General features: G+C 70.1%; 22 protein-coding genes. 15 read left to right on the forward strand and 7 right to left on the reverse strand.

Translation table 11 applies throughout. From position 1 onward, the window contains the following. The first annotated feature begins 253 nt into the window (after positions 1-253). Together NOO62_RS12560 and NOO62_RS12565 are read left to right on the forward strand one after the other, a co-directional pair. Positions 254-1,501, forward strand: a complete 1,248-nt coding sequence (locus tag NOO62_RS12560; RefSeq protein ID WP_268770972.1) for a cytochrome P450 — start codon at positions 254-256, stop codon at positions 1,499-1,501. Positions 1,502-1,668: 167 nt separating this feature from the next. Continuing rightward, positions 1,669-3,294, forward strand: a complete 1,626-nt coding sequence (locus NOO62_RS12565; RefSeq protein WP_414930812.1) for a hypothetical protein — start codon at positions 1,669-1,671, stop codon at positions 3,292-3,294. Here the strand turns inward: NOO62_RS12565 and NOO62_RS12570 are convergent. Further along, on the reverse strand, positions 3,245-5,320 hold the full coding sequence (locus NOO62_RS12570) for a bifunctional glycosyltransferase 87/phosphatase PAP2 family protein (RefSeq protein ID WP_414930813.1): 2,076 nt from the start codon (positions 5,318-5,320) through the stop codon (positions 3,245-3,247). The two genes, NOO62_RS12565 and NOO62_RS12570, sit on opposite strands and share 50 nt — an antisense overlap. A gap of 561 nt (positions 5,321-5,881) precedes the next feature. Here NOO62_RS12570 and proP point away from each other — a divergent pair. Further along, positions 5,882-7,237, forward strand: a complete 1,356-nt coding sequence (proP, locus tag NOO62_RS12575) for a glycine betaine/L-proline transporter ProP (RefSeq protein ID WP_268775593.1) — start codon at positions 5,882-5,884, stop codon at positions 7,235-7,237. A gap of 888 nt (positions 7,238-8,125) precedes the next feature. Beyond that, a complete protein-coding gene (locus tag NOO62_RS12580; RefSeq protein ID WP_268770974.1) occupies positions 8,126-8,839 on the forward strand; it encodes an O-methyltransferase in 714 nt (237 codons plus the stop codon). A gap of 46 nt (positions 8,840-8,885) precedes the next feature. Here the strand turns inward: NOO62_RS12580 and NOO62_RS12585 are convergent, their stop codons facing one another. Then, positions 8,886-9,278 (reverse strand): hypothetical protein, encoded by a 393-nt coding sequence (locus tag NOO62_RS12585; RefSeq protein ID WP_268770975.1) that lies wholly within the window; start codon positions 9,276-9,278, stop codon positions 8,886-8,888. Between the two features lie 255 nt (positions 9,279-9,533). Between NOO62_RS12585 and NOO62_RS12590 the strand changes: the two genes are divergently transcribed. The 3 genes from NOO62_RS12590 to NOO62_RS12600 all read left to right on the forward strand — a co-directional run bounded on the left by NOO62_RS12590 (position 9,534) and on the right by NOO62_RS12600 (position 11,027). Further along, positions 9,534-10,226, forward strand: coding sequence for a hypothetical protein (locus NOO62_RS12590; RefSeq protein WP_268770976.1), 693 nt, complete (start codon positions 9,534-9,536; stop codon positions 10,224-10,226). Then, on the forward strand, positions 10,219-10,584 hold the full coding sequence (locus NOO62_RS12595) for a hypothetical protein (protein WP_268770977.1): 366 nt from the start codon (positions 10,219-10,221) through the stop codon (positions 10,582-10,584). Before NOO62_RS12590 ends, NOO62_RS12595 begins: the two co-directional genes overlap by 8 nt. 125 nt (positions 10,585-10,709) lie before the next feature. Beyond that, positions 10,710-11,027, forward strand: coding sequence for an antibiotic biosynthesis monooxygenase family protein (locus tag NOO62_RS12600; protein ID WP_268770978.1), 318 nt, complete (start codon positions 10,710-10,712; stop codon positions 11,025-11,027). A 261-nt stretch (positions 11,028-11,288) separates the two neighbouring features. Here the strand turns inward: NOO62_RS12600 and NOO62_RS12605 are convergent, their stop codons facing one another. Then, positions 11,289-13,388, reverse strand: coding sequence for an MDR family MFS transporter (locus tag NOO62_RS12605; protein WP_268770979.1), 2,100 nt, complete (start codon positions 13,386-13,388; stop codon positions 11,289-11,291). 156 nt (positions 13,389-13,544) lie between these two features. On the opposite strand from NOO62_RS12605, the gene NOO62_RS12610 reads away from it, so the two are divergent. Further along, entirely contained in the window at positions 13,545-14,501 is a 957-nt protein-coding gene (locus tag NOO62_RS12610) for a peptidoglycan-binding domain-containing protein (RefSeq protein WP_268770980.1), read from the forward strand. Between the two features lie 102 nt (positions 14,502-14,603). Here the strand turns inward: NOO62_RS12610 and NOO62_RS12615 are convergent, their stop codons facing one another. After that, positions 14,604-15,290 carry an HAD-IA family hydrolase gene (locus tag NOO62_RS12615; protein ID WP_268770981.1) on the reverse strand — a complete coding sequence of 229 codons (687 nt, stop codon included), beginning with the start codon at positions 15,288-15,290 and terminating at the stop codon, positions 14,604-14,606. Positions 15,291-15,599: 309 nt separating this feature from the next. Then, complete coding sequence (locus NOO62_RS12620) at positions 15,600-16,181, reverse strand: TMEM165/GDT1 family protein (RefSeq protein WP_268770982.1); 582 nt, start codon at positions 16,179-16,181, stop codon at positions 15,600-15,602. A gap of 549 nt (positions 16,182-16,730) precedes the next feature. Between NOO62_RS12620 and NOO62_RS12625 the strand changes: the two genes are divergently transcribed. The 4 genes from NOO62_RS12625 (at position 16,731) to NOO62_RS12640 (ending at position 20,797) form a co-directional block, all read left to right on the forward strand. Beyond that, positions 16,731-17,456, forward strand: a complete 726-nt coding sequence (locus NOO62_RS12625; RefSeq protein ID WP_268770983.1) for an HNH endonuclease family protein — start codon at positions 16,731-16,733, stop codon at positions 17,454-17,456. Between the two features lie 75 nt (positions 17,457-17,531). Further along, a complete protein-coding gene (locus NOO62_RS12630; protein WP_268770984.1) occupies positions 17,532-19,229 on the forward strand; it encodes an alkaline phosphatase D family protein in 1,698 nt (565 codons plus the stop codon). Positions 19,230-19,436: 207 nt separating this feature from the next. Beyond that, on the forward strand, positions 19,437-19,892 hold the full coding sequence (locus tag NOO62_RS12635; RefSeq protein WP_268770985.1) for a DoxX family protein: 456 nt from the start codon (positions 19,437-19,439) through the stop codon (positions 19,890-19,892). Positions 19,893-20,170: 278 nt separating this feature from the next. Beyond that, complete coding sequence (locus NOO62_RS12640) at positions 20,171-20,797, forward strand: DedA family protein (RefSeq protein WP_268770986.1); 627 nt, start codon at positions 20,171-20,173, stop codon at positions 20,795-20,797. A gap of 83 nt (positions 20,798-20,880) precedes the next feature. Here NOO62_RS12640 and NOO62_RS12645 read toward each other — a convergent pair whose 3' ends face one another. After that, positions 20,881-21,126 carry a DUF2277 domain-containing protein gene (locus NOO62_RS12645; RefSeq protein ID WP_268770987.1) on the reverse strand — a complete coding sequence of 82 codons (246 nt, stop codon included), beginning with the start codon at positions 21,124-21,126 and terminating at the stop codon, positions 20,881-20,883. A 105-nt stretch (positions 21,127-21,231) separates the two neighbouring features. Between NOO62_RS12645 and NOO62_RS12650 the strand changes: the two genes are divergently transcribed. Continuing rightward, positions 21,232-21,588: a hypothetical protein gene (locus NOO62_RS12650; RefSeq protein WP_268770988.1), complete on the forward strand. Its 357-nt coding sequence runs from the start codon at positions 21,232-21,234 to the stop codon at positions 21,586-21,588. An 81-nt stretch (positions 21,589-21,669) separates the two neighbouring features. After that, a complete protein-coding gene (locus tag NOO62_RS12655; RefSeq protein ID WP_268770989.1) occupies positions 21,670-21,978 on the forward strand; it encodes a hypothetical protein in 309 nt (102 codons plus the stop codon). 154 nt (positions 21,979-22,132) lie between these two features. On the opposite strand, the gene NOO62_RS12660 is transcribed toward NOO62_RS12655, so the two are convergent. After that, positions 22,133-23,023 carry a PRC and DUF2382 domain-containing protein gene (locus NOO62_RS12660; protein ID WP_268770990.1) on the reverse strand — a complete coding sequence of 297 codons (891 nt, stop codon included), beginning with the start codon at positions 23,021-23,023 and terminating at the stop codon, positions 22,133-22,135. A gap of 2,206 nt (positions 23,024-25,229) precedes the next feature. Between NOO62_RS12660 and NOO62_RS12665 the strand changes: the two genes are divergently transcribed. Next, positions 25,230-25,622: a hypothetical protein gene (locus tag NOO62_RS12665; RefSeq protein ID WP_268770991.1), complete on the forward strand. Its 393-nt coding sequence runs from the start codon at positions 25,230-25,232 to the stop codon at positions 25,620-25,622. Positions 25,623-26,480: the final 858 nt, after the last annotated feature.

A 26,480-nucleotide genomic window follows, 5' to 3' on the forward strand; every position in this document is an offset into this window, starting at 1 on the left:
CGCGAGTGGAACTAGTACGCGTTCTAGTTCCGCCTTGCAGTCTGCTGAGCGGGACCGGGGTGCCGCAAGGGTCTTGCACGCATTGCGCGCGGGACCCGCACACAACCGGGCCCGCTCTGGCCCTTGCCTCTTGTAGAACCCGTTACTACCTTGCGAGGCAACTGTCCTGATGGCCCGTCAGAAATATGTGAGAGCCGACAGAAGGACACGTGAGACCCGACCGTCGGAAATCAGCCCACGCCTGGAGTTGCCGATGCCCTGTCCCGCGCTGCCCGACGGGTTCGACTTCACCGACCCCGACCTGCTCCAAGAACGCGTACCCCTGCCGGAGTTCGCACAGCTGCGGCAGGCGGAACCGGTGCGCTGGATCGCCCAGCCACCGCGCATATCCGGCTACGACGACGCGGGCTACTGGGCCGTCACACGGCACGAGGACGTCAAGTACGTGTCCACGCACCCCGAGTTGTACTCCTCCAACCTGAACACCGCGATCATCCGCTTCAACGAGACGATCACCCGTGATCAGATCGAAGTCCAGAAGATGATCATGCTCAACATGGACCCGCCCGAGCACACCCGGGTCCGCCAGATCGTGCAGCGCGGCTTCACCCCGCGCGCCATCCGCTCGCTGGAGGACGCGCTGCGCGCCCGCGCCGGGTCCATCGTCGAGACGGCGCTCGCGAACGCGGCCCCCGACGGCTCCTTCGACTTCGTGACGAACGTCGCCGTCGAGCTGCCGCTCCAGGCCATCGCCGAGCTCATCGGCGTGCCCCAGGCGGACCGGACCAAGATCTTCGACTGGTCCAACAAGATGGCGGCGTACGACGACCCCGAGTACGCCATCACCGAGGAGGTCGGGGCCGAGGCGGCGATGGAGATCGTCTCCTACGCGATGAACCTCGCCGCCGCCCGCAAGGAGTGCCCCGCCAAGGACATCGTCAGCCAGCTGGTGGCGGCCGAGGACGAGGGCAACCTCTCCTCCGACGAGTTCGGCTTCTTCGTGATCCTGCTCGCCGTGGCCGGAAACGAGACCACCCGCAACGCCATCACCCACGGCATGCACGCCCTCCTGACCCACCCGGACCAGTGGGAGCTCTACAAGCGCGAGCGCCCGGCCACCACCGCGGAGGAGATCGTGCGCTGGGCGACCCCCGTGGTCTCCTTCCAGCGCACCGCCGTCCAGGACATGGAGCTCGGCGGGGCGCGGATCAAGAAGGGCGACCGGGTCGGCATCTTCTACTCCTCGGCCAACCACGACCCCGACGTGTTCGAATCGCCGGAGAAGTTCGACGTCACCCGCGACCCCAACCCGCACCTCGGCTTCGGTGGCGGAGGCCCGCACTTCTGCCTCGGCAAGTCCCTCGCGGTTCTGGAGATCAACCTCATCTTCAACGCCGTCGCCGACGCGATGCCGGGCCTGCACCTGACCGGTGACCCGCGCAGACTCCGCTCCGCGTGGCTGAACGGGGTCAAGGAGCTCCAGGTCAGCACGCGGCCGTGACGAGCAGGGCGTGAGGAGCAGGGTGTGAGGAGCAGGGCCGTGCGCCGATAGAGCGGCATAAGGCGACCTATCAGGTCAATTACATTTACGGAACCAACGTTTCCGTTGCATCCGGCGTCTGGGGAAGTGAACCTTGCCTTTCCCGGACTCGAACGGAAACGGTGGCCGTGGCCTCTGCCGACGTAACGCTCGCCCCGTCCGACGGCACGTCCACGGGCCGGAACTCACCCTTCCGGCCCTTCTTGCGGCGCCACCGCGTCCCCCTCCTGGCCACGCTCCCCACCCTCCCCCTGTACGTCGTGTGGGCGGCGTTCCTCGCCACGGGCGGCGGTGACCTCGCGGCGCAGGAGGCGTGGGCGCGGTTCGCCTCCGAGCACGGCACGGCCGCGTACAACCTCTTCTGGTACGGCGGCATGCACACCGCCAACTACAGCCTCATCTCGCCGTACCTGATGGCGGCGCTCGGCGTGCGGACCGTCACGGTGGTCTCCGGGGTCGCCGGTGCCTGGCTGGTCGCCGCCCTCATCGCGCGCTCCGGCATCCGAAGACCGCTGTGGCCCGCCGTCCTCGCGTCGCTCGCGATCTGGTGCAACGTCGCCTCGGGGCGTACGACCTTCGCGCTCGGTCTCGCCTTCGCGCTCGCGGCCTGCCTGGCCCTGGTGCGGCGGCGGCGCACGGTGGTCGCGGTGGCGTGCGCGGCGCTCGCCACCATGGGCTCCCCGGTCGCTGGGCTCTTCCTCGTCGTGGCGGGCGCGGGCTGCTTCTTCGTACGCGACTGGGTGCGGTCGGCCGCGCTGATCCTGCCGCCGGTCCTGGTCGTCGCGGCGACCACGGTGCTGTTCCCGTTCACCGGCGAGCACCTGATGCCCTTCGACCGGATCTTCCCGCCCGTCCTGTTCAGCCTGGCGCTCATCGTCGCGGGCCCGCGCGAATGGCGGGTGCTGCGGTGGGGCGCGGGCGTCTACGCGGCCGGGACCGTCCTGACGTACCTCATCCCCTCCCCCATCGGCACCAACGTCGAGCGGCTCGCGGAGCTCGTGGGACCGGCCCTGCTGCTCGCCGCCCTGCTGGTGCCGGGCCTGACCCGGGTCCGCAGGATCATCCTCACGGTGGCGCTCGTGCTGTCCTCGGCGTGGGTGACGCAGAAGACCTTCGACGACCTCGTGGTGTCGACGAAGGTGCCGAAGTGGGCGGTCGACACGCACGGCGTGGTGGGGGAGCTGGAGCGCCTGGAGGCCAATCGCACCCGCGTCGAGGTGGTCCCGACCCGCAACCACCGTGAGGCGACCGCGCTCGCCCCGTACGTGAACATGGCGCGCGGCTGGAACCGTCAGCTCGACATCGAGCGCGGCCGGCTCTTCTACGACGGCTCGTTCTCGGCCGCCACCTACCGCGCGTGGCTCGACCGGTGGGCCGTCGGATACGTGGTGCTGCCCTCGGGCAAGCCGGACGGCTTCGCCGAGGACGAGGCGGCGCTGGTGGCGAGCGGGCCCACGTGGCTGAAACCGGTGTGGAAGGACGCGCACTGGCAGATCTTCAAGGTGAAGGACCCCGTCCCGCTGGTCTCCGCGCCCGCGGCCGTCGTCCGCTCCACCGGGTCGAACGTGGTGGTGCGGGTGCCGAAGCGCGGGTCGGTGACGCTGCGCCTGGTGTACTCGCCGTGGCTCAGGGCAGAGGGAGCGTGCCTGAAGCCGCACGGCGAGTTCACGCGCCTGTCGGTGCCGGCGCCCGGCACGTACGAGATCAGCTCGGGGTACGGTCCTTCGCGGAGCCGGCCTTCGACGTGCCGGTGACGCGCCCGGCACCCGTGGCCGGTTTCTGCGGCTGCCGCAGCGGCTGCCGCACCCGCGGCCCCGACAGGAGATAGGTCAGGCCGAAGCCCGCGCCCACGACGGCCGCGCCGCCCACCGCGTCGAGGACCCAGTGGTTGCCGGTGCCGACGATCGCGCAGACCGTGAAGAACGGATGCACCAGACCGAGCGCCTTCATCCACCACCTCGGCGCGATGACCGCGATGACGAGACCGCACCACAGCGACCAGCCGAAGTGCAGCGAGGGCATCGCCGCGTACTGGTTGGTGAGCTGCGTCAGCGTGCCGTAGTCCGGCTGGGTGAAGTCCTGCACGCCGTGCACGGTGTCGATGAAGCCGAGCTCCGGCATCAGGCGCGGCGGGGCGAGCGGGTAGGCCCAGAACCCGACGAGCGCGAGGACCGTCGCGAAGCCGAGCGCGGAGCGCGCCCAGCGGTAGTCGGCGGGCCTGCGGACGTAGAGCACGCCCAGGACGCTCAACGGCACCAGGAAGTGGAACGACGTGTAGTAGAAGTTGAAGAAGTCCTCCATCCAGCCGGTCCGCGCCGTCAGATGGTTGAACCAGTGCTCGACGTCGATGTGCAGGAACTGCTCGATCGCGTGGACCTGCGCACCGTGGTGCTCGGCGTCGGCCCGCCCCCCGGAGATCGTGCCGCCGGTCGCCGCGAGCCTGACCTGCTGGTACGCGGAGTAGCCGACGCGTATGAGGAGCAGTTCGAGCAGGAGGTTCGGGCGGGCGAGGACGCGCCGCCAGAACGGGACCAGCGGGACGCGGCTCCAGCGGGCCGGGACGGGCTCGGCGTACGCGGTGGGGATGGGCTCGCGGTACTGCGGGTGGGACCGGGACAGGAACGGCACGACGACGGCCGCGGAGAGCGCCGCGAGCAGCACGATGTTGTCGCGGATCGGCGCGGTGACCGACATGTTCGGCAGCATCATCTTGGCGGGCAGCGTCGACACGAGGATGACGGCGACCGGCCACATGTAGCGGTCGGACTGCCGTTTGCCGACCCGGCCGACCACCGCGAAGAGCACCCACAGGAGCTGGTGCTGCCAGGTGGTCGGCGACACCGCGACGGCGACACAGCCGGTGATGGCGACGGCGAGGAGCAGCTGCCCGTCCCGCGCGTAGCGCACGGCGCGGCGCAGGCCGAGAGCGATGACGGCCGCGCTCAACGCCAGGAAGACGGCGATCTCCAGCGGGCCTTCGAGACCGGCGCGGAGCAGCATGCCGTGCAGCGACTGGTTGGCGTTGGCGTCCGGGTCGGCGCCGAGACCCGTACCGGCGAGGTGGTGGATCCAGTACGTCGTCGAGTCGCTCGGCATCGCGGCCCAGGCGAGTGCGGTGACGGCGGCGAAGGAGCCACCGGTGGCAGCGGCGGCCGTCTTCCGGCCGGTGAACCAGAGCGGCACGGCGAAGAGCAGCATGGTGGGCTGGAGGGCGGCGGCGACACCGATCAGCACACCGCAGCCGCGCTGCCCGCGGACCGCGAAGAGCCCGAGGAGAACGAGGAGGACCGGCAGGATGCTGGTCTGGCCGAGGTACAGGGTGTTGCGGACCGGCAGCGACAGGATGAGCAGGCTGACCGCCACGGGGGCGGCGAGCAGCGAGGTGCGTCGGGTGACGGGCTGCGGCAGGGCGCGGGCGGCGACCACGCCGAGCACGACGACGAGTCCGAGGGTGCCGAACGTCCACCCCCAGCCGAGGGCCTGCTCTCCGGCGCGGGTGAGTGGCTTGAGGACGAGTCCGGCGAACGGGGTGCCGGTGAACTTGTCCGCGTCGTAGAAGGATCCGTTCACGTGCAGGACGCCCTCGGGGCCGATCCACGTCTCCAGATCCGTCAGCCGGTCGCCTTCGGGCGTCCGCAGGACGACGGCGATCTGCCGGATCGCGAGGACGGCGGCGACCAGCCAGAGGACGATGCGGACCGCTCCCGTATGCGCCCCGGGTCCACCGGCCTGCCCGGCTCCCAAGACATCGCCCGGTCCCCTGTGTTCAACGTTCGCCACGCCCCGTCGACCCTCCCGCCCGCGTCAGTCCCCGCCTCTGATGTGAAGTTCTCGTCCCTGTTGTGGGGACGCACGCAACCACCATTTCACCTGGCAGCCACATCGCTTTCTATCGCCTTTGTCCCTGCCGCCCAACAGGGCCTCCACCCGGCGACGGCGGTTCCCGGCCCCGGTCAGGGGCGTTTCCGCACCGCGGGCGGCCACGGTTGCAGTCCTCGGCCGCGACAAAGATCACATCGGTGCATAACCCCCGCCACCTGGGGAAATGCCGTTTGACCTGCATAGCAGCGGTTTTGCGTCACTGTGCGGCCGACCGGACACCGACCGTAATGATGGCGTGTGCACCTATGGTCGCTTTTCGGGCCGCCCCGGGTGACCGGGTGCGGCCTCGTCCTTGTCGTCGACCGAAAGCAGGCGAGCGAACCCTTGGCGAGCGCCACCCCCGTCGCACTACGCAAGCCGGAGCCGTCGGACGCACCCCTGCCGGGGCAGCGAGGCGAAGCGGCCACCGACCGGGCCACCACCACCGACACCGGTACGGGCGCCGACGCCCCCACCGACATCACCGTCACGGACCCCGTGATGGTGAAGCGGGCGGTGAAGGCGGCCGCTCTCGGCAACGCGATGGAGTGGTTCGACTTCGGCGTCTACAGCTACATCGCCGTCACGCTCGGCAAGGTCTTCTTCCCCTCCGGCAACCCGACGGCGCAGCTGCTCTCCACGTTCGGCGCGTTCGCGGCGGCCTTCCTGATCCGGCCGCTCGGCGGCATGGTCTTCGGCCCACTCGGCGACCGCGTCGGCCGCCAGAAGGTCCTCGCGCTCACCATGATCATGATGGCGGCGGGCACGTTCGCGATCGGCCTGATCCCGTCGTACGCGTCGATCGGCGTCTGGGCGCCGGTGCTGCTCCTCGCGGCGCGCCTGGTGCAGGGCTTCTCGACGGGCGGCGAGTACGCGGGGGCCTCCACGTTCATCGCCGAGTACGCCCCCGACAAGAAGCGGGGCTTCCTCGGCAGCTGGCTGGAGTTCGGCACGCTGGCGGGGTACATCGGCGGCGCGGGCCTGGTCACCCTGATGACGGCCCTGCTCTCCTCCGACGACCTGCTCTCCTGGGGCTGGCGCATCCCGTTCCTGATCGCGGGCCCGATGGGCCTGATCGGCCTCTACCTCCGCATGAAGCTGGAGGAGACCCCGGCGTTCGCGGCCGAACTGGAGAAGGCCCACAAGGACGAGCAGACCCGAGCGAAGGTACGGCTGCGCGACATGGTCACGGGCCAGTGGAAGGCCCTCCTCCTCTGCATGGGCCTGGTCCTCGTCTTCAACGTCACGGACTACATGCTGCTGTCGTACATGCCGAGCTACCTGACCAGCGAGCTCAAGTACGACGAGACGCACGGCCTCCTGGTCATCCTGGCCGTCATGGCCGTGATGATGTGCGCCCAGCCGTTCATGGGGGCGCTCACGGACCGGGTGGGCCGCCGCCCGGTCATCGCCGCGGGCTGCGTCGGCTTCTTCCTGCTCTCGATCCCGGCGCTCATCCTGATCCGCGACGGCTCCCTGTGGGCGATCGCCCTGGGCCTGGGCGCGCTCGGCATGCTCCTGGTCTGCTTCACGGCCTCCATGCCGTCGGCCCTTCCCGCGCTCTTCCCCACGAAGGTCCGCTACGGCTCCCTCTCCATCGGCTTCAACATCTCCGTCTCGGTCTTCGGCGGCACGACCCCGCTGATCGTGACGGCACTGATCGGCGCGACGGGCGACAAGATGATGCCCGCGTACTACATGATGGCGGCGGCCGTGATCGGCGGCATCGCCGTCTGGTACATGACGGAATCCGCCCGCAAGCCACTGCCGGGCTCGCCTCCGGCGGTGGAGACGGCCGCCGAGGCGAGGACGATGGCTCTGCGCGGGACCAGGTGACTCCCGCGGGCCGGGACGGGGTTTCGCCCCTGCGGGGCGGGGCGGAGTTTCGCCTCTGCGGGCCGGGACGGGGTTCCGCCCCTGCGGGGCGGGCGGAGTTTCGCCCCTGCGGGGCGGAGCGGGCTGCCCGGCGGGGGCGGCCGGTTGTGTGTCGTCTGCGCGCCGGGCCTGGCTGGTCGCGCAGTTCCCCGCGCCCCTAGGTGGTCCTGGCCGTCGCCCCCGTTCGGTCCTGCCACCCTGCCGTGCGTGGTGCGTAGGCCGGGCTCCCCAGGGGCGCGGGGAACTGCGCGACCGGCCGAGCCCGAGCCGCAGACGACACACAACCGCCCACCCCGCCCAGGGGCACCTCGCTGAGCGACGGACACGAACCGGACCGCCCCGCCCAGGGGGCACCCAGCTGAACGGGGAGCGTAGGGCCAGGCTCCCCAGGGGCGCGGGGAACTGCGCGACCGGCCGAGCCCGAGCCGCAGACGACACACAACCACCCACCCCGCCCCGGGGCACCTCGCTGAGCGACGGACACGAACCGGACCGCCCCGCCAAGGGGACGCTCAGCTGAACGGGGAGCGTAGGACCGGGCTGCCCAGGGGCGCGGGGAACTGCGCGACCGGCCGAGCCCGAGCCGCAGACGACACACAACCGCCCACCCCGCCCCGGGGCACCTGGCTGAGCAGGGGACGCGAGCCGGATCGCCCCGCCAAGGGGGCACCCAGCTAAACGGGGAGCGTGGGCCGGGCTGCCCAGGGGCGCGGGGAACTGCGCGAACAACCCCCACCGCCCCGCAGGGATCACGCTTTGGGCGGGCCCCCGNCGGCAACCCGACCTGCGAGACTGGCCGGACAGTCGCACAGTCCGACCATCGCCCAGCCGAAGGGAACGTCCGGACACATGACCCAGGAACAGCACGAACAGTGGGACTCCGTCGACGACTACTTCACCACCCTCCTCGCCCCCGCCGACGAGACCCTGACCACCGCCCTCCGCGACAGCGACACCGCAGGCCTCCCACGCATCGCCGTCGCCCCGAACCAGGGCAAGCTGCTCCACCTCCTCGCCCAGATCCAGGGAGCCCGCCGCATCCTGGAGATCGGCACCCTCGGCGGCTACAGCACCATCTGGCTGGCCCGCGCCCTGCCCGCCGACGGCCGCCTCATCACCCTCGAACACAACCCCGCGCACGCCCACGTGGCCCGCGCCAACATCGCCCGCGCCGGGCTCGACAAGATCGTCGAAATCCGCGTCGGCCCCGCCCTGGACTCGCTCGCCGTGCTCGGCGCCGAGCACGAGGAACACGCGGAACACGCGGAACGCGCCGCGCGCCCTGAAGCCTTCGACCTCGTCTTCATCGACGCCGACAAGGTCAACAACGCGCACTACCTGGAGTGGGCGCTGGAACTCACCCGCCCCGGCAGCCTGATCATCCTCGACAACGTCGTACGCGGCGGCGCGGTGACCGACGCCACCAGCACCGACCCGGCCATCCTCGGCACCCGCTCCGCACTCGAACTCATCGCGGAACACCCGAGGTTGACCGGCACAGCGGTACAGACGGTGGGCACCAAGGGCTACGACGGCTTCGCCCTGGCCCGCGTACTCGCCTGAGGCCGCACAAGAAACGTCACCCCAGCCACAGCAGACTGCCCCGCCCTCAACCCTCGTGGAAATACCCGACGTTCACACTCCGCGGCCCGGACCGGTCCAGGATGACGACCTCACCGGAGCCACCCCGGGGCAACGGCGCGATCCCTCCGTACACGAGGGCCCGCGCCGTATCGCCGGACACCAGCCGCACCTCGGAGGCCGGATCGGGGTGGGAACCGCGCAGCCAGCTCACGGACCAGACCCCGTCGGGCCCGCAGCGGAACTCCAGGTGCGTACGGGAGACGAACAGCCAGTCGTCGGGCGTCACCAGACGGCACACGTTCCGGTCCCGCCCCACCCGCAGCACCGCGCCCGGTTCGCTCGGCGACTCGGCCATGAGCATGCCCGCGGTGGCGCCCGCGTCCGCCCCGGACACCGAGGCCATGGTCAGTTCCAGCACGTAGATACGCTCCTTCAACTCACCACATCACGCACCTGATTGACGGTTCACGCGCTGCCGCATCCTATGGGCGGCCGGGCGGGTGCACGACCTTCCTGCGACAAACGCCACCCAGACCGAGGACCGAGGACCGAGGCTCACACGGCCCCGTTTGGCGGCCCGATTCCGGGCAACTCGTTCCGGGGAACGGGTGTCGGGGCCCCTACCGGGCCCCGCGCCCCAGGCCGATCCCCGAGCCGAAAAGGGCACCCACCCATGTCCACACTCATGATCATTCTGCTGATCGTGGCCGTCGTAGTACTCGCCGTCGCCGCCTTCGTCGTACTGAACCGCAGGCAACAGGGTGCGGGCGGCAGGCGTGGTCTGCAGCGCCGCTTCGGACCCGAGTACGACCGCGCGGTCGCCCGGCACGACGGCGACACCAAGGCCGCCGAGCGCGACCTCGGCGAGCGTGTGAAGCGGCACGGTTCCCTGCACGTGCGGCCGCTGGACCCCGCGGCGCGCGAGCAGTACACGGCCCGCTGGACCGTCGCCCAGGAGCGCTTCGTCGACTCGCCGCGCGAGGCCGTGGCCGAGGCCGACCGCCTGATCGCCGAGCTGGCCGGCGCCCGCGGCTTCCCCGACGCCGGGCACTACGAGGACCAGATCGACGCGCTCTCCGTCCACCACGCCCACCACGTCCACGGCTACCGCAAGGTGCACCGCGCCGCCCTCGGCACGACGGGCACCATGGGCACGGACCCGATGGGCACGGAGGCGACGGGCGTGGAGCGGACCGGCGGCGCCGGCACCGAGGAGATGCGCGCGGCGCTGCTCGAGGCGCGCGGGCTCTTCGAGGCGCTGGTCGCGGAGCACCGCTCCGACGCCGACGCGACCCCCACGACGGGTCGCCACGACACCCACAAGCACTCGACCGGCATCACCCACAAGGGAGTTCAGCATGGCTGACGTACATCCCGAAGGGACCGCTCTCTTCCCCATCGACGCACGCGACAAACTGGCGCTCCGCCTCCAGAACGCGGTCAACGGTTTCGTGGACGGCCCGCGCGCCGCGGTCGAAAACGCGGACCGCGTCCTGGAGGAGGCGATAGCCGACCTCACCCGCACCCTGACGGAGCACCGAAACGCCCTGCGCACGACGTGGCAGTCCCACGCGGCGGAGGTCCCCCCGGGCGACCCCGGCACCCCGACCACCCCGGCCACCCCGGCCACCCCGGCGCAGACGCCCCCGGCAGGCGACACGGAACAACTCCGCCTGGCCCTGCAGGACTACCGCGAAACAGCGGAACGCCTCCTGCGCCTCTAACCACACCCCTCCTCCCCCGCCCCCGGACCGAGCCCCGGGACCCCACCCGCCGGACCTCCGTGACATCCGGCCCGGGGCCCCGGGGCTCACGCCGCTCCGACGCCCCCGTACGGCAGGATGGCCGTATGAGCGTAGTCAAGATCAACGTCCTGACCGTCCCCGCCGACCAGCGCGAAACCCTCGAAAAGCGCTTCGCCTCCCGCGCCGGCGCCGTCGAGAACTCGGACGGCTTCGAGTGGTTCGAACTCCTCCGCCCCATCGAGGGCACCGACGACTACCTGGTGTACACGCGCTGGCGTGACGAGGAGTCGTTCCAGGCCTGGATGGAGGGCCCGATGAAGTCGGCCCATCAGGGCGGCGGCGACCGCCCGAAGCCCGCCGCGAGCGGCTCCTCGGTCTGGTCCTTCGAGGTCGTCCAGCAGGCAGCGCCCAAGAGCGCATAACCCACACCGTGCGTGCCCCTGTACCCGTGGCTTGGGTGCGGGGGTACGTCTGTCTGTCACCCAAGAGAAGCACTGCGGCTTGACCGAGCCTGTCACCGTGGCTCCCGCCGAGGACGCCGCCCGCGCGCTCGGGGCCGGGCGCGGCGCGTCGTCCTCGGCACCCGGACCGATCTCGTGGGGGCCTGCGCGCCGTACGCGCGACACGGGTGCGTGGAGACTGAACCGTCGCCACCGGCGACACCCGGGCGACGCCGGGGAAAGTCACGCCGCGCGTACCACCGTCGCGCCGCCACCCCCCGGCCGCTCCGACTCCGAGCCGCACAGCTCCGAGCTGAGCTCCCCGACCAGCTGGGTCAAGTCCGTGGGGCGGTCCGGGTTCCACCAGTCGCCGAGCAGCTCCGACAGGGACTCCTCGCGGGCCTTCGCCAGCGTGGCCGCGACCTCGTGGCCCCGGGGAGTGAGCACCATCTCCACGCCGCGCCGGCGCGCGAGGCGGCGTTCCTCGACCTGGCGGGCGGCCGCCGTGATGACGGCCAGCGGCACCGTGGTGCGCTCCGCCAGCTTGCCCGGTTCGACGCAGCCGTGCCTCGCGATGCGCAGGAGAAGCCAGCTCGACGCGGGCAGCAGGTCGTGGCCGGCCCGTGCCGTGATCTTCTCGTAGATCTCGCGCCTGCCCTCGCGCGTCCCGAGCACCGAGAGGGCCCGCGCGCACTCGTCGTGCGAGGAACGTTCCACGGGATTGCTGGCCAGCGTCTGCGTCGGGTCGGGTGCCGTGACCGAGGCGCGCAACTTGTCCTCGCGCAGGAACCAGGCGAGGACGAAGGCGGCGAAGGCGACCGGTGCCGCGTAGAGGAAGACGTCCGTGATCGATGAGGCGTATGCGTGCAGGGCGTCGGGGCGCAGGTCGGCAGGGAGCCGTGCGATGCCGCGCGGGTCCGCCTTGAGGGTGCTCACGCTCAGGCCCGGCGGGAGCTGCTGCCCCGCGAGCGCGTCGGTCAGTTTGTCGCCGAGCCGGTTGGTGAAGATCGTGCCGAAGATCGCTACGCCGAAGGAGGCGCCGATGGAGCGGAAGAACGTCGCGCCGGACGTGGCGACGCCCAGATCCTCGTAGCTCACGGCGTTCTGCACGATGAGGACGAGGACCTGCATGACGAGGCCGAGTCCCAGGCCGAAGACGAAGAAGAACACGCTCATCTCGGCCGTGCCGCTGTTCTCGTCCAGCTGGTGGAGGAGGATCAGGCCGATCGTGGTGACGGCCGTGCCCGCGATCGGGAAGACCTTCCAGCGGCCCGTACGGCTGACGATCTGCCCTGAGGCGGTCGTGGAGAGGAGCATGCCCGCCACCATCGGCAGCATGTGGACGCCCGACATGGTGGGCGTGACCCCCTGTACGACCTGCAAGAACGTCGGCAGGTACGTCATCGCCCCGAACATCGCGAAGCCCACGATGAAGCTGATCACGGCGGACAGCGTGAAGGTGCGGATCCGGAAGAGTTTGAGGGGGAGGACCGGTTCCGCGGCCCTGCGTTCCACCGCCACGAACGCCGCGGCGAGCACCACGCCGAGTACCGCGAGCCCGATGATCTGCGCCGATCCCCAGGCCCACGTGGTGCCGCCGAGCGAGGCGACGAGGACCAGGCAGGTGGCTACGGAGGCGATGAGGAACGTGCCCAGGTAGTCGATGGTGTGCCGGGTGCCGCGTACCGGGATGTGCAGGGTGGTGGCGATGACGACGAGCGCGATCACGCCGATCGGCAGGTTGACGTAGAAGACCCAGCGCCAGCTGAGATGCTCCGTGAAAAGGCCGCCGAGCAGCGGTCCGAGGACGCTGGTCGCGCCGAAGACCGCGCCGAACAGGCCCTGGTACTTGCCGCGTTCGCGCGGTGACACGAGGTCTCCGACGATCGCCATGGACAGCACCATCAGACCGCCGCCGCCGAGTCCTTGCAGTGCGCGGAACCCGATGAGCTGCGGCATGTTCTGCGCCATGCCGCAGAGCGCCGAGCCGACCAGGAAGATCACGATCGCGGTCTGGAACAGCTTCTTGCGGCCGTACTGGTCGCCGAGCTTGCCCCACAGCGGGGTAGCGGCCGTCGCGGCCAGCATGTACGCCGTGACGACCCAGGACAGATGGTCCATGCCGCCGAGGTCGCTGACGATCGTCGGCAGCGCGGTGGAGACGATGGTCTGGTCGAGCGCGGCGAGCAGCATGCCGAGGAGCAGCGCGCCGATGGAGATCAGTACGCCTCCGGGCGGGTGCCCGTTGGCGGCGTGCCCGCTGCCTGCGCGCGCGCCGCCTCCGCGTATCGGGACGGGGCCGGGTCCCTTCCCCGTGGGGTGGGCGCTGACATCCTGTGACATGGACACCTCCTGAGAGGTCCGCGTTCTCATTCCATCCTGGTCCGTGTCTCCCGTTATGGCCTGTTGAAGCGGGGCTCTGCATAATCTCTGGTGCTTCGGGGGCGGGCGGGACGGCGGGGCGACGGGTCGACGGGTCGTACGAGGGGAGGGGCGGCTGTGGCCGGACAGGGAGACGAAGAAGCAGTTGCGGGGGACATAGGGGGCGACGCGGGGAAATCGGTGGATCGGGCGCGGGACCGGTCCGCCGCCGGTGCGGCCGCGGCGGACTTCGATCCGCTACGGATACGGCCGTACGTTTCGCTGCCCGATCCCGTCGGATCGCCTGCCGAGTCGTCCGGGGGCGAGGACAGGAGCGGCGACAGGGGTGCGGGTGCGGACCGTCCTCCGGTCGCGGCCTCGGACGTACGCCATGTCACCGCGGACAGCGCGGACAGCGCGGACACCTCGGACGCGGAAGCAGGTGCCGCTCCGTACCAGGACTTCGCGCCCCCCGAGACGCCCCCTGAGAAGCGGGGCCTCCGTAAACGCCCCCTCGTACTGCTCGCCGGAGCCGGAGCCGGCACCGTCGCCGCCCTGACCGCCGCCACCGTCTTCGTGATCGGGATGCTCTCCGCGGCCTCGGACGGGCCGACCCGGGACCGGGCGGTGCCCGACGACCTCGCGTCGGCCCACGCGGACCCCACGAAGCCCGCGGCGCCCTCCGCGAACCCGCCCGCGTCGTCCTCGCGCACTCCGTCCGCGCCGCCGAGCGACCTGCCCTCACAATCGACGTCGCCCCCTGCCCGGTCCGCGTCTCCGTCCCCGTCTTCGTCTTCGTCCGAAGCGCCGTCCACGGGGCGTGCGACGGAATCGGCCGGGGCGTCCGCGTCACCGCCGCGCAGGACGGCCGACGCGACGTTGCGGCAGGGGGACAAGGGAGCGCGGGTCACGGAGCTGCAGGGCAGGCTGGCGCAGCTGTACCTGTACGTGGGTGAGCGGGACGGCTCGTACTCGTACGAGGTCGCCGCCGCCGTACGTCGCTACCAGTGGGCCCGAGGTCTCAGGGACGACGCGCAGGGCGAGTACGGACGCGAGACGCGGCGCAGCCTGGAGTCGGAGACGACGGAACCCTGAGAAGAGCCCGAGGCGCGAGCACTCAGAGCGCGCGAGCCTCGGCTCAGCCGAACATCAGAACATCAGAACGCCGAAACGTCAGACCGTCAGAACGCCGGACCGTCAGAACGTCAGCCGTATCGACCCGTCACCCGCATCGGCGACCCCCACCGCCGTCAGGTCCTCGACGTGCACCGTGGGACCGAACCGCGCGGCGCGCGGGCCCACGCCCACGACGCGCATACCGGCCGCCTGCCCCGCCCGTATCCCCGCCTCGGAGTCCTCGAAGACGATGCAGTCCGCCGGGTCGAAGCCGAGCGCGGCCGCGCCCTTGAGGAAGCCCTCGGGGTCCGGCTTGCTCGCGCCGACGCTCTCAGCGGTCACCCGTACGTCCGGCAGGGCGAGCCCGGCCGCGGCCATCCGTCCGGTGGACAGCGGCACGTCGGCGGAGGTCACGAGCGCGTGCGGCAGGCGCAGGGCGGTCAGCGACGCCAGGAACGCGGGAGCGCCCGGCACCGGGACGACGCCCTCCATGTCGGCGGTCTCGGCGGCGAGCATCTCGCGGTTCTCCGCGTAGTTCTCCTCCATGGACCGCTCGGGCAGCAGCACCGCCATGGACGCGTAGCCCTGCCGTCCGTGGACGACCTTGATGACCTCGTCGAAGTCGAGGCCGTGCCGCGCGGACCAGCGCTGCCAGCAGCGTTCGACGACGGCGTCGGAGTTGACGAGGGTGCCGTCCATGTCGAGGAGGACGGCCCGGGCGGTCAGGACGGGTGCGACAGGGTCGGCGGTCGTGGCCGTGGCCGTCATCGGGATGCTCCAGAACGCAGAGGCGGCGGAAGATCAAGGCGGCCCCGCCCGCCGGTCAGGGAGTACGGGCGGAGCCACTTTGTTCCTGCACGGTACAAAAAGCGGGCCACAAAAGCCAACGCCGCAGGTCACACCGCCCAAGCGTCCCAAATAGGACGACTGCCAACCAGGCCGCCGACCCGACTCGACACGCCCCGCTACGCCCGACACACCTGATACGCCCGGCACGCCCGGCGCCCCCGGGGGACATCACTCGGAACGCCACCCGGGACGTCACCCGGGACCTCACCCGGGACGCCGCCCGAGACGTCACCCAGCAATCGCCTCGTAAAGGCTCCACACCCCGAGCCCCAGCATCAGCAGCGCCGCGATCTTCGTGATGAGCGCCAGCGGCACCCGCTTCATCAGCGCCTTGCCGCCGACGATGCCGAGCCCGGCGACCGCCCACAGCGCGAGCACCGCGCCGAGGCCCACGGAGAGCGGGTCGTTGTAACGGGCGGCGAGGTTCGCGGTCATGATCTGCGTCAGATCGCCGAACTCGGCGACCAGGATGAGCATGAAGCCCGCGCCGGACACCTTCCAGAAGCTCTGGTTCTCGGGCTGCTTGATGTCTTCCTCGTCGTCGCCGCCCTTGAGCAGCAGCATCGCGGCACCGGCCAGGAAGAGGACGCCGGTCAGTGCGTGGACCAGCTGCTGCGGGAGCAGGGTCAGGACGCTGCCCGCCGCGACGGCGAGCACCACGTGGACGGTGAAGGCGGCGGCGACACCGGCGAAGACATAGGAGGCGCGGTAGCGCGTGCCGAGGACGAGACCGGCCAGTGCCGTCTTGTCCGGCAGTTCGGCCAGGAAGACGACGCCGAAGACGAGCGCCATCACGCTGAAGCTGATCAAGGGTTCCTCAATCGGTCGGGGCCGCCCCACCGAGAGTGTTCCACCATTTCGCGTACGACACCTCGGCACGGCAGCGCACACGGACGCACACGGGTGTGGACGTCTGGACGTACACGGGTGTGGACGTCACGACGTACGCGCCATGAGCTCGTCGCGTACGTCTGCACTGCTTGCCGAAGGTCTCGCTGGCCTGCCCCGTGGGGCCTGCCTCCGGGCGCCGGCTCAGACGAGCTGAGCAGTATGTCGACGGTCCGGCGAAGAGCTACTCCCCTTCTGCGCCGTCCATCCTACGGGACGGCGCACGGGTCGCGACCAGGGACTTTCGGTCCGCGCCGGAGTGACCTGGATCACGGACCGCGCGGAAACACACGGGGAATGCACGGGAATGCAACTTCCCTCCCGCCCAATGCACTTGACGCCGCGCCAGAACCCTTGAAGTCGGCACCTCTTTGACGCGACCCTGTCACTAGACGCACATCCATCCGTAACCCCCACCCGCGACTCTGGCCGCCCCTCCGGTCAATCACCCCCCACATCAAGGGAGTTCGCATGTCCGCTGTCTACGCGCGTCGAAGCACCCAGCACATCCGGAACACCCAGCACACCCAGCACACCCAGCACATCCGGCGCATCCGGCCCGTCCGCCGCACCCGCGCCGCCTTCGCCGCCGCAGCCGTCGCCCTGGCCGCCGCCGCCACCCTCGTCACCGGCACCCCCGCCCAGGCCGCTCCTCCGGCCCCGGTCAGCGCCGCCACCGCCCGGACCTACCTCGGCGGCCTCACCGTCAAGGCCGAGGGCTCCTCCGACGGCTACAGCCGCGACAAGTTCCCGCACTGGAAGACGCAGTCCGGGGCCTGCAACACCCGCGAGGTCGTCCTCAAGCGCGACGGCACGAACGTCGAGCAGGACTCCAGCTGCGCCGCCACCTCCGGCACCTGGAAGTCCGCCTACGACGGCGCGACCTGGACCGTCGCGTCCGACCTCGACATCGACCACGTCGTGCCGCTCTCCGAGGCCTGGAAGTCCGGCGCGAACAGCTGGACCACCGCGCAGCGACAGGGCTTCGCCAACGATCTGACCCGGCCGCAGCTGATCGCCGTGACCGACAACGTGAACCAGGCGAAGGGCGACAAGGACCCGGCCGAGTGGATGCCGCCCACCGCCTCGTACCACTGCTACTACGCCCGCATGTGGGTGGACGTGAAGCACCACTACAAGCTGAGCGTGAACACCGAGGAGAAGAGCAAGCTCTCCTCGATCCTCAACGGCTGCTGAATCGTTCTCGCGGAACCGGCCCGCCCTCCCCCGTCGTTCCGTACCGTACGGGGCGACGGAGGAGGGTGATCATCTGTGGCACGGCTGCGCCTGGGTCCACTGCTGAGGTACGTCGACGGTTCCACGGCGACCGTCTGGGTCGAGTCCGACCGGCCCTGCACCGCCGAGGTGCGGTGCGCGGACGGCGCGGGCGGTACGGCGCGTACCTTCCAGATCGCCGGTCACCACTACGCGCTCGTCCCGGTCACCGGACTGACACCGGGCACGGAGACGGCGTACGAGGTGCGGCTCGGCGACGGCGCGGAGGCCGCCGTATGGCCGCTGCCCGATTCGCCCTTCCCCGCGAGCACCATCCGCACGCCCCCGCGCCCCGGCAACGGCGGTGAGGGCAACGACAGCGAGGGCAGCGGCGGCGAGGGCGACGCGGAGCTGCGGGTCACGTTCGGCTCCTGCCGGTGGGCCGCCCCGCCGTCCGGTGAGCACGACCCCGTGGGGCCCGACGCGCTGGACACGCTCGCCGCCCGCATCGCCGCCGACCCGGACGCCGAACGCCCGGACGTCCTGCTGCTCCTGGGCGATCAGGTGTACGCGGACCAGACCTCCAAGGCCACCCAGCGCTGGCTCGCCGCCCGCCGCGACCTCACCGAGGCGCCGGGCATGCAGGTCGCGGACTACGAGGAGTACACGCACCTCTATTACGAGTCCTGGCTCGACCCCGAGGTGCGCTGGCTCCTGTCGACCGTCCCCAGCAACATGATCTTCGACGACCACGATCTCGTCGACGATTGGAACACCAGCGCCGCCTGGGTCGCCGAGATGCGGGCCACGCCCTGGTGGCGCGAGCGCATCCTGAGCGGCCTCATGTCGTACTGGGTCCACCAGCACCTCGGCAATCTGCCGCCCGACGAACTGGCCCACGACAAGCTCTACGCCTCCGTGTGCGCGGCCCCGGACGGCACGGACGTGCTGCGCGCCTTCGCCGCCGCGGCCGACGCGGACGCGGGTGCCGCCCGCTGGAGCTACCGGCGGGACTTCGGGCGGGTCCGGCTGCTGATGGTGGACACCCGCGCGGCCCGCGTCCTCGCGGAGGGCGAGCGCGCGATGCTCGACGCCGCCGAGGCGGAGTGGGTGCGCGAACAGGCCCTCGCGGATCCGGGGTCGTACGACCATCTCCTCATCGGCACCTCGCTGCCCTGGCTGCTCCCCCACCTCATCCATGACGCCGAGGGGTGGAACGCCGCGCTGTGCCGCGGTGAGCGCGGCGAGCGCTGGGCCCGGTTCGGGGAGAACCTGCGCCGACGCTCCGACCTGGAACACTGGGCCGCCTTCCCCGCCTCCTTCGAAGCGCTCACCGAACTGATCGCGGAGGCGGGCTCGGGCCCGGGGGCTCCCGCGACGGTGTGCGTGCTCTCCGGCGACGTCCACCACGCCTACGTCGCCGAGCCGAGCTGGCCCGCGGGCGCGGGACCCGACGCGCGGGTGCTCCAGCTGACCTGCTCCCCCGTCCACAACTCCATCCCCGCGTCGATCAGGCTCGGGTTCCGCTTCGGCTGGAGCCGGGTGGGGCGCAGCCTCGGACGGCGGTTCGCCCGGCACGCCAAGGTGTCGCAGGCGGGCATCGACTGGCGCAGGACGGGCGGGCCCTGGTTCGGCAACCAGCTCATGACCCTGACGCTGCGCGGCCGTTCGGCCCGGCTGCGGCTGGATCAGGCGCGGGCGGTGCGGGGTGGGGGCGTGCGGCTCGAGACGGCGGAGGAGACGCGGCTTTCGTAACGCGTGGGGTTCGGCGCGGCGGGGGCAGGGGGTGTGCGGCCTACCACCTGATGCGCAGTCAAGGCCGCGGTCACCCGGTCCGCGCCCCGAGCGAACCGAAGCGGAACTTCCGAATGACCGAATGTTGAACTTGCAAGCACTAATTAGGTTGCCCTAATCTTGGGCCTCCGCTCGGTTACCGTCCCCCAACCGAAGGAGTCCCCCACCATGACTGGACGTCTCAACAACGCCCAGCCCTACGCCCTCGGCCTGTTCCGCATAGTGATCGGCCTGCTCTTCGCCTGCCACGGCGCCGCGTCCCTCTTCGGCGTCCTCGGCGGCGCCGCGGGCGGCGGCACGATCGACGTCGGCACGTGGCCCGGCTGGTACGCGGCCGTCATCCAGCTCGTCGGCGGCATCCTGGTCCTGCTGGGCCTCGGCACCCGCGCCGCCGCGTTCATCTCCTCCGGCTCGATGGCCTACGCGTACTTCAAGGTCCACCAGCCCGAGGCCCTGTGGCCCATGGAGAACGGCGGCGAGAGCGCGGCGATCTTCTGCTGGGCGATGCTGCTCTTCGTCTTCACCGGATCCGGTGCACTCGGCCTCGACCGGCTCTTCGCCTCACGGAGCGAGAGCGGCGACAAGGAGGACGCGGACGCGAAGCGCACGCCGGTCGCGGCCTGACGGCCCGACGGCCTGACCCGCGCCGCACGCTCCGGCTCACCTGACGGCGCTCTCTCCCTCGTACGCACTACGTACGGGGAAGGGGGCGCCGTCGCCGTACGTACGCCGCATCGGGGGAGGCAGCCGGGTGAACGTGATGTAGGGAACATCTAAGCCCCAGTGGATCTCTACGCCCCGCATGCGGCGTACGCTGTACAGCTGTCACCAAGGCCGCCCCTGCCGTTCTCCGCGACAACAGCGGCAACGCGCTGCCGATCGGGGAGTAACGGGGAGTTACGGTGCTTGAAGTTGTGGGGGCGTTGACCGGCAGTCCGTGGATTTACGCGGTCGTGGCCCTGTCCGTCCTGTTCGACGTCTTCGTACCCGTCCTGCCGAGCGGGGTCATCGTCATCATGTCGGCGACCGCGGCCGCGGCGGCGGGGACAGGGGCGGCGGGGCAGGTCCCGCACGCCGTGCCCGACATCATGATGCTCACCCTCTGCGCGGCCACCGCGTCCGTGCTCGGCGACATGGTCGCCTTCCGGCTCGCCTGGCGCGGCGGCGAACGGCTCGACCGCGCGATCGCCCGTTCCCGGCGGCTGACCACCGCGCAGGAACGCCTCGGCACGGCGCTCGCGCGGGGCGGTGGCGTCCTGGTCGTCATCGCCCGCTTCGCACCGGCCGGCCGATCGATCGTCTCCCTCGGCGCGGGCGCGGCCCACCGCAGGGTGCGCGAGTTCCTCCCGTGGTCCGTCCTGGCGGGCGTGGCCTGGGCCGGCTACAGCGTCGCCCTCGGCTACTTCGGCGCACAGTGGCTCGGCGCGACGTGGCTGGCGACGGGCGTCTCGCTGCTGGCGCTGTTCGCGGCGGGCGCGGGGGCGGCCTTCCTGGTACGCCGCCCGAAGCCGACGACGACACCCGGCTGACGGACCACCGAAAGCCGGCCAGGGCGGCGTTTCAGCGCTGCCCGCCACCGGCTCGCGGCGCTCGGCGCTACGGCGCTACGGCGCTACGACACCCTCGCCGCAGTCGACGCAGTCGCCGCAGTCCCTCGTACCTCCAAGCCCGCCAGCAGCTCCGCCGTCGCCTTCGTGACCGCGTCCACCGCGTGGTCGAACACCTCGCGGTTGTGGGCGGCGGGCGCGCGGAAGCCGGAGACCTTGCGGACGTACTGGAGCGCGGCCGCGCGGATCTCCTCCTCGGTGGCGTCCTCGGGGATCGCGGGCGGGCGGAGCGTCTTGATGCTTCGGCACATGTCTCCAGCTTGCCACCGCGGCTCGTTCCCGTACCCGGAGAAGTCGGCTCGATCGTTCGCACGCTTCACTCGCACACGTAATTCGAACAGGAGTACCATTACGGTGTGCCTGCCACCCCAGCCCCCCATGACTTCCCGAGCGACCTCCTCGCCGGCCAGGAGGAACTGCACCAGGTCCGCTCCGTGCTCCTGGCGCTGCTCAAACGTCTGCCCTGGTCGGTGGAGCCCCACGACGGGTTCAGCGACTCCACCGGCTGGCGCAGAACGGAACGCCCCGCGTCCCCCGGATGGACCCCGGAAGAGCAGGCCGAGGTGGAGGAACTACGCGCCAAGGAGCGGGAGTTGTCGGTCTTCGTGACGTGCCACGAGTACTGGGAACAGGTCACGGGACCGGACAACGTCGCCGCGCGCGCCGCACTCAAGCACGCCCACGAGAAGCCGGACGACTCCCTCTCCTCCTAGGCATTGACAGCCGCAGGAGGCGGGCGTTGACTCGCTATCAGCCACGCACGAGAGCCCCCTTCGAGCCACGGAGGTGCAGCCTTGAACGTCCTGATAGTCGTCGCGATCCTGGCCCTCTTCGGCCTGGGCTTCAGCCAGCCACTGCTCTGGCTCGCCGCGGCGGCACTCGCCTTCTACCTGGTGCGCTTCTACGAGGGCGGCTCCGCGTCCAAGAAGAGCAGTCCGGGCAGCGGCGCCGCGAACAGCAGCGGAGGCATGGGCGCAGGCGGCGGCAGCTCAGGTGGCGGTGGCGGCTACCCGAAGACGTACCGCGACTACCGCATCCGCAAGGAGCGCCAGGAACGCTGGGACCGCAGGTACCGCAGAACGCACCCGGGATCCGGCCGCTGACCCGCCCCTGACCCCGTAACGCAGCCGCCCACACACCCACAATGCGGCCGCCACGCGGCCGCCACGGGACAGGCGAAGGCCCCCGCCGAGATCGGCGGGGGCCTTCGCACCGGCACCGCAGCAGCGTTGCCCTGCCCTCGGGGGGCAGACCACGTCAGTGGCGCGGGCCCTGCTTCCGGTCACGCCAGCCCTCGCCCTTCGCGCCGCGCTCGCCCTTGGCGCGGTCGTACTCGATCTGCTCCTTGCGCACCGTGTCCGAGACCTCTTCCGTCTCGGTGACCTTCTCGGTCTCCAGCCGCACGCGCTCGACCGGCACGGACTCCTTGCGGACGACCGCCTTCTCGGCGTGCAGGGTCACCTCGGCCTCGGCCTCGCCGATGTTCGCGCGCGTGCCGTCGCCCTCGCGGATGGGCTCGCGGACGACGCGGACCTCCTCGTGCGAGAGCGGCACGGACGTCTTCACGTCCTCCGTGACGACGACCTTGCGCAGCCGGGCCTGCCCGACCACTTCCTCCTCCGTGCCGACCCGCAGCCGCTCCTCGGAGCGGATCATCTCGTCGGACCTGGTGTCGTCACGTCCCATGGAGCGGCTCGCGGCACCCGCTCCGGCCATACCGGCGCCCGCGCCCGCACCGGCCATGCCCTCACGGTCGCGCATGCCCTCACGGCCGCGCATACCGGCAGCCGGCGCGCCACCGGCCGCACCGCGAGTGGTCGCCTCGGGCCGGGTCAGCCCGTAATGGGCGTAGAGCTCGTGCTCCTCGCCCGGCTCGATGTGCTGGTCGGCGTCGATCCGGGGGGCGTCCTTCACTGCTTCCTTGGTCGTCGCCACGTGCAGCTGGTCGTCCTGGCGACGGGCTCCGGCGAGCGGGACGAAGCTCTGCTTCATGCCGAAGAGTCCGGTCTTGACGGTGACCCACTCGGGGCGGCCGCTGCGGTCGTCGAGATAGACCTGCTCGACGCTGCCGATCTTCTCGCCGGTCCGGTCGTAGGCCGTCAGACCCGTGAGCCCGTCGGGGTTGGTGAAGCCTTCGCCCTGCGTCATGGGTGATCACTCCCTCGGAGCGCGCGACGGGCGATGTCGTTACTCGCCACGGCAGACGCACGCTTCCCCTCCATCGCGCGCCGCGTCGCGGCACACCGCAACCAGGAAAGTGACGGAACGTACGCGGAGTGCGCTCCGAAGGCCCTTCAGCGGCGCGCCTGAGGCGATCCACCGGATCTGGCGCCTCACCAACCGATTAGCCCATTCGAGCTACCCGCTTGATCGATCTTCCGGAACTCTCCCGGAACCGTTCCGGAGCTCTCCCGACCGATCGCAGCGGAGCCCCTCACCATGACTGGTGAGGGGCTCCGCTGTCTGTTCAACCCGGTGGGCGCGGACGGTTTCGAACCGCCGACATCCTCCTTCTCGATCGGGAGCCGCAGGTAGTCCGGGTGCTTCGTGATGTTCGTTGCGGTGCCAGGAGATGAGCGGCCGGGTTGATACTGATCCACTTCCCCAGGGTGACCTTGCCGCGCTCGGGGCCGCGGCACTGCCATTCGCGTACGGCCGTGCGGGTCTTGTCGAGGGATGCTTCGGCCGCGGCCTTGCCGCCGTCCTCGGGAAGTTCTTCGACTTCTGCTTTCCTGTCGGATCGCGGAAACGTGCCTGTCACGAACCGATGCAGTCGCGCCGCGGTCGGCGGTCGCCGTGCTCGTCGGCTGAATACTCCTCAATGCACCGCTTGCAACCGCAGCTCTTGCTGGGGATCTGCCGTGGGTTGTTCAGCGCCCTACGCGCGCCATGCTTGATCGCCTGCCCGCTCCTTCGCTGGGTGGGTACGCGGGGCAGCACCGAGACGGGCGTGTGCGTAGCTGAGGGAGCCCGAAAGGACGATGACGCCCTTGGAGGCATCGAAGGGTGCTGGCTCACCCTGAGGCGAAAATCGAATGCGGACGCACACAGGAAACCACCGGTTCGACCATGGGCTCGTGTGGCAATGCGGAAATCGCATCATCGGGGGGCCGTCGCAGAAAAGGCACCGCAGAGAAAGCGTCGTATACGTTGCTTAGCGATCTACTCAGCCGTCGCCCTGACCGCGGGGATCGCAATTCTGGGGCTGGCGCTATGGGCCGCCCCATCTGAGACCACGACTGCCCCGATGCCCCCCTCCACTCCGCCCGCGCCTACCGCCCCGGCTTACTCCGGGTCGCACGGTCGCCGACGCACGGTGATGACCCAGGCCCAACGCAGCCCACCAGCACGGCCGGGACCGCCCCCACGCCAGCGCCCACCACCGCATCCCCATCTGCCTCCAGGCCCCAACCCGGCGCCTCAGCTTCACCCACACCGCCAAGCATGAGCGGGGACGCGACTGGCACCCCGGAGGTACTCGCAGCCGTGACAGGGTTGATCTCCGCGCTTGGAGGTCTGTGCGGCGCCATCACCAGCGTGATCATGCTTGTGCGGACGCCTCGCCCCCCTCCGGCGCCTGATGACTCCGTGCCGCCCCCGCATCCGAGTAATGCGGTGCCGCGCCAGCATGATCGAAAAGGATCGTTTTCTGTGGAGCTTTGTAATTAACTGTCAAGCGGGTACGATTTAGCTAAATCAGCGCCACGCGAGACCGCGGCACAGAAGGGACTCGACCCCAGGGGCCTCACCCCCCAGAATCGAGCCCTCCGTTCAAATTTCTCACACGCGCCACTTACCGCAGATACGTCCCCACGCACGCGGTGATCGACACGAACAGTCCGAGCACTTCGATGATCAACATCCCGCTAGGGTGCCACGGTCGTTTCATTCGTCACCTCCTTCCCGTTTGCATGATCGACCGCACCGAGGCCTATCATCAAATCCTCAACAATGCGGCAAGTTCGATTGGATAGGACATTCGCAAGCTTACGCGAATAACAATCCGCCATTGGTGAGCGAGATGAGCCCGAGGCGAATGGGAAATAAGAATTAGGTAAGCAGTGGCAGTTGGGGAATGCCTCGGGCATATCGCTTTTATCAACAGTCGCTCGCTTAACAGGCGCCTCAGTATCGTGACCCCTGGGCTGATATCCCCCGAGTGCTCACCCCACGGTCGTCGCGCATTCGCCCGAGGCCGCAGCCTCTGCCGTTGTCACCCCGGCCGGCCCTAAGCGTCGTTGCACTCAGCGTCGCAGGCGCGTGAGGGAGATCTGGCACTGCCCGGGTGTGCGGCTCCGTCCCGTGCACAGGGAACTAGCAGCGAGACCTCCGCGCGTGAGGGAAATGGGAAGACATGGGAGACGTTGACCACGCAGCCGCCGACCGGCTCTGGCAACACGGACTGCACGAGGACAACGTCCGCTACCAGCAGGGCAACCTCTTCCTCGTCGCGCAGTCCTTACTGGCGGTGGCCTACAGCACGATCCTGACTGCGGGCAACGGAACCCAGCCCGCCCGGGTGATCGCGGCGTTCGGCGTCGCGCTCACGGTCATCTGGGTATATGTCGGGAACCGCCACCGCATGTACGCTGCCGCCCTCCAATGCCGCATCAAGAGCGCGGTTCCTGACTATGCAGAAACGACCGCTGCTTGTGCACCCCGAGGCATTGGCACCACTGCCATGCTCGTCTATGTACTGCCGTCACTCGCCGCCACCATGTGGCTGGTACTACTCGTGATCTCTTGATCGGTCCCTTGACTGACGCCACTTATCCGATGAGAGACAGTCGAGCCAAGCCGCTTCACTGTCTACAGAGAGCCGGGATTGCATTCTCGCCGATCATCCTCCACACAGAGCCCGCAGATCCGGCACGCCCGGAAACAACAGGCCCGCCCCGTGCGGGCCTTCGTCACCTCACTGGTCTGGCCTCGCTGACAACTCCTGCTCCAGCCGCTCCAACCGCCGCACCTCGCGTACTCGTGCGTCTAGCGGCTGCAGCGGAGCCCGGAGTAGACGGATCATGGGGGGAGTGGCCATCCCGTACATGCCGACGATAAGGGTGATCAAGCAGTAGATGGCCTGGCCCGTAGCGGGCTCGTGTTCTGGCTTAGCGAGCCAACCAAGCGACAAACTCTCAGCTACGACGAGCGCGAACACAAGAATGATCCAAGTAATCGCCTTGAAGTAGGTGCGCATCGACCTGGTGGTCCGTTGGCTTGCCTCGAGTGTCAGGGCTTCAAGTCGAGCCCGTGCTGCGCCCACTTGCTCTCTCGTTGGCTGTGCCGGAAGGGATTCCAGTACGGAGCGACACTCCTCCGAGGTGGCAGCCAAAGAGGCACCGAGAGCTTTGCGGTTCTGGTCCACCTCCACGACACCCACGAGCAAAATCACTGGGGCGACCGCAGCCACCGTCGCGGCGAATGTCTCCGTCATGTGCATAGAGCGAGACTTCCCCGCTTCGTCAAAACCAGCCCACCGGTAGACCGGCCCGCCCCCCCCTGTGAGTGGTCGGGCCTTCGGCGGGCTCATGACGCGCGGACAGATCCGGGCCGCGGAACGCCGCTGGCGCCGCAGCGACATCTTCGCCGTCCTCGGCGCGGTCGT

The sequence above is a fragment of the Streptomyces sp. Je 1-369 genome, assembly GCF_026810505.1.
Lineage (GTDB): Bacteria > Actinomycetota > Actinomycetes > Streptomycetales > Streptomycetaceae > Streptomyces.